The sequence below is a fragment of the Microbacterium sp. NPDC079356 genome (genome assembly GCF_049545465.1).
GTDB lineage: Bacteria > Actinomycetota > Actinomycetes > Actinomycetales > Microbacteriaceae > Microbacterium > Microbacterium gawkjiense.
Map to the genome: position 1 here is coordinate 1 of NZ_JBMWDN010000016.1, position 2,909 is coordinate 2,909.

The window sequence follows — 2,909 nt, forward strand, 5'->3', positions numbered from 1 at the left end:
GCTGTTCGACATGATCTGACCAGTCTCCCTGCCCGCGACTCCGGGCGACAGGACGACTCTCAGAACCACCGGACCTACGAAACGGGGTCAGCCCAACCCGAAACGCCCGGCGCGTGATCTCCCCCACCGCCGCGATCGCCAGGACCAGGCATCCGATCACCAGCCAGGTCACCACATCGGCGGTTCCGGTCGTGACGGCGTGCAGCAGGCTCGTGCCCAGCGGAACGCCGAGCAGCGTCTGCGACAGCAGCTCGTTCGCGTGTCCGGCGATGCTCGCGTGAATGAACACGGAGTACAGCAGCCCGACGATCGGCGCCTGGATGAGGATCGGCAAACAGCTCGCGAACGGCGACACGTTCTCGGAGCGGTAGAGCTGCATCGTCTCGCGCTGCAGGCGTTCCCGGTCGCCGCGGTACCGGGTCTGGATCTCGCGCAGGCGTGGCGCGAGCCGCATCCGTGCCTGGTCGGCTTTGGCTTGCGCGATGCCGGCGGGGATGAGTGCCGCCCGCACCACGAGGGTCACGAGCACGATGGCAAGCGCGCCGGCGAAGGCTCCCGTCGAGGGGGTGAGCAGCGTGGTCAGGGCGAGCAGGCCGCGCGAGGTGAGGTCGAGCAGTGTGGAGATGACAGGCAGGGTGGTGATGTCCACGGGGTTCCGTTCGTCGGAGCGATCAGGGTCGGCTGATCGGCCGCGAACGGATGCCGGGGCACCAGGTGCCCGGACGGTTCGACGCTACGCGGCCGCGGTCACCTGACCGGGCCCGCGACGGCGGACGTGTCCGGCCGCGTCGGGGTCGCTCTGCGCGAGCGGTGCCGTGAGTTCGATGCGACGGGTGGGATGCGGCGCCGCTCCGCGCGTGCTCGCGTGCGCGGCGGTCGCGAGGAGCGCGAGCGTGAGAACCGCGAGCGCGAGCAGCGCGACGGTGAGAGCGGCTCCGCTCATCGAGGGATCGACGGCGACGAGCAGCCCGAGGACCTCGAGGACGACGCGCAAGAGGTCGTGGATCATGCTCGCCTCCCGTCGCGTCGTGTGGACCTCAGGCTAACGGAGCCTCACCCGAGCTGCACCATCTCCGCGCTGCGCTCCCACAGTTCCTGCGCGAGGCGCGGGTCGGTCGCGAGGCGGTGCGTCTTCGTGACGCGGTCGTTCTCGTAGTAGGCGCCGGGCAGCCAGTCCTCGCGCGGGGTGCCGTCGGCGAGGAACACGAGCCGTTTGCCGCCCTCCTCCGTCGTCGTCAGCACGCGGCGTGCGAGGGGGCTGTGGTACATCCACCGCAGAGCACCGCCCGTGTTGCCCGCGAAGTTCGTCGCCACAACGCCGGGGTGGAACGCGACCGCTGAGACGCCGTCGCTCCCCCATCGGCGCTGCAGCTCGCGGGTGAAGAGGATGTTCGCGAGCTTCGCGTTGCCGTACGCCCGCCACCCCGAGTAGCGGCGCGCGGCGTTGAGGTCGGTGACGTCGAACCGCGAGAACAGTCGCGCCGCCGCGCTCGCTGTTTGGATGACGGATGCCTCGCTCTCGACCAGCCGCTCGCGCAGCAGGTTCGTCAGCAGGAACGGCGCGAGGTGGTTCACCTGGAACGTTTGCTCGAACCCGTCGCCGGTCAGCTGCCGCTTGCCGAACACCCCGCCCGCGTTGTTCGCGAGCACGTCGATGCGCGAGTACGCCTCGAGCAGCTCCCCCGCCAGCCGGCGCACCTGCGCCAGGTCGGAGAAGTCGGCGAGGTGGTACGGCGTGCCGAGCTCAGCCGCGACAGCCCGCGTCTTCTTCGGCGAACGGCCGACGAGAACGACACGGTGACCCCGAGCGACGAGCTGACGGGATGCCGCGGTCCCGATCCCGTCGCTGGCTCCGGTGATGACGATGGTGCGCATGGGGTGAGTGTCACACGTGTGCGATGCTGTCGCGTTGCCTTGACGAGATGAGGGATGTGTGACTGCGTATCGGAAGCTCGGCGCAACTCGTGCGAGCGCAGGGCTCACCTATCGTCAGGCAACATCCCCAGGAGGGACTCCAACACGACTGAGCATAATGCTCGATCGGACCTATACCTGCAAGAACCGCGGAATCACGCGGATTCTGAGATAACCAGGCAACATTGAGCGTCCGCCGAAAACAGGTCGCAGCAAACCGTTTGCGGGCGAAACGCGGGCAGAAACCCGCGGCAAATCAAGCGTATATGGCGGCGTCGGCGGAGCCGACTTGCCGATGCCCCTCGACATGACGGCGACGTGGTGGTGATGTGGTCGATCAGTCCGTCGATGACGCCTTCGGTCCGACCCGAGTGACGGTGGACGCTACCCACTCGGTGTGGCGACGCTGCGAAATCCGAACGACGCGTAGGTGCTCGCCGATCGCTGGCAGGTTTGTCGCTTGGTGAGCGTCGAGGTTGGTCACCCACTCAGTCGTCGTCGGGGTTTCCACGCGGAGCGCGATCATCCCTGCGGCCGCCCGCTCGATCTTGGTCAGTCGGCCTTCTACGCAGTCAGGCTTTGGCCACTCCTTCGCGGCGACCCAGTGCGGGTCGCATCGCAACCGTCGCGAGCAGTATCGGCATCCGACTTCGTCGGGCGATGCGACAGCGTCCTTCATCGCACGAACCTCGTGCACGCGCTCGATCAGTTCGTCCACTTCTTCCACGGAGAACTCGATCGGGACGGCGCCGCGGATGAGACTGAACGCAGCGACAGTGGTGGGCAACTTGCCATACTTCGCACGAAAGAGGTGAGCGTACATGAGGAGCTGAATCCTGACTGCTTCGTCGAGGGTTCCAACGACGTCCCTCCCGCTCTTCAAATCGATGACAGCGCCGCTGGGCTGACCCCGTTTCGTAGGTCCGGTGGTTCTGAGAGTCGTCCTGTCGCCCGGAGTCGCGGGCAGGGAGACTGGTCAGATCATGTCGAACAGC

The 2,909-nt window shown here is 67.2% G+C and carries 4 protein-coding genes; all 4 read right to left on the minus strand.

Annotation, left to right across the window (positions count from 1 at the left end; translation table 11 throughout):
• On the minus strand, nucleotides 1-649 hold a 649-nt coding region (locus ACPEH0_RS14705; RefSeq protein ID WP_366214739.1), incomplete at its 3' end, for a YidC/Oxa1 family membrane protein insertase.
• An 84-nt stretch (nucleotides 650-733) separates the two neighbouring features.
• The gene (locus ACPEH0_RS14710) at nucleotides 734-1,009 is read right to left on the minus strand and encodes a DUF6412 domain-containing protein (protein ID WP_366214740.1); all 276 of its coding nucleotides are present in this window, start codon (nucleotides 1,007-1,009) and stop codon (nucleotides 734-736) included.
• A gap of 44 nt (nucleotides 1,010-1,053) precedes the next feature.
• Complete coding sequence (locus ACPEH0_RS14715; protein WP_366214741.1) at nucleotides 1,054-1,875, minus strand: SDR family NAD(P)-dependent oxidoreductase; 822 nt, start codon at nucleotides 1,873-1,875, stop codon at nucleotides 1,054-1,056.
• A 376-nt stretch (nucleotides 1,876-2,251) separates the two neighbouring features.
• Complete coding sequence (locus ACPEH0_RS14720) at nucleotides 2,252-2,797, minus strand: hypothetical protein (RefSeq protein WP_366214742.1); 546 nt, start codon at nucleotides 2,795-2,797, stop codon at nucleotides 2,252-2,254.
• Nucleotides 2,798-2,909: the final 112 nt, after the last annotated feature.

Excerpts from the sequence above, each read along its gene's own strand:
- ACPEH0_RS14715 (WP_366214741.1), bottom strand. The coding sequence starts at position 1,875 with ATGCGCACCATCGTCATCACCGGAGCCAGCGACGGGATCGGGACCGCG.
- ACPEH0_RS14710 (WP_366214740.1), bottom strand. The coding sequence starts at position 1,009 with ATGATCCACGACCTCTTGCGCGTCGTCCTCGAGGTCCTCGGGCTGCTC.